The organism is Colwellia sp. BRX10-1 (assembly GCF_014077545.1).
Classification (GTDB): Bacteria; Pseudomonadota; Gammaproteobacteria; order Enterobacterales; family Alteromonadaceae; genus Colwellia_A.
Genome location: NZ_JACGWC010000154.1, coordinates 1 through 221, shown reverse-complemented (window position 1 = coordinate 221; position 221 = coordinate 1). Strand labels below are relative to the sequence as shown.

The following is a 221-nucleotide window of genomic DNA, read 5'->3' as shown; positions in this document are numbered from 1 at the left end:
GGTGCTGTGCCTGTGATTACTTATACCGTCACAGATGGTGCTGGTGATACACAGAGTTCTACCCTAACTATTTCAGTGACACCCGTGTCTGATCTAAGTGATGATAGTGAAACGGTTACGATAGCAGAAGATACAACAGCAACAGGTAATGTCCTCGATAACGCAGCAACTGCAGACGGTCCTTTAACTGTTACAAGCTTTACTGTTGATGGTAATACTTA

At 43.4% G+C, this 221-nt stretch carries 1 protein-coding gene; it reads left to right on the top strand.

Features of this window, described 5'->3' with window-relative positions; genetic code table 11:
- On the top strand, positions 1-221 hold a 221-nt coding region (locus H4J75_RS19925), incomplete at both ends, for a hypothetical protein (protein ID WP_220465381.1).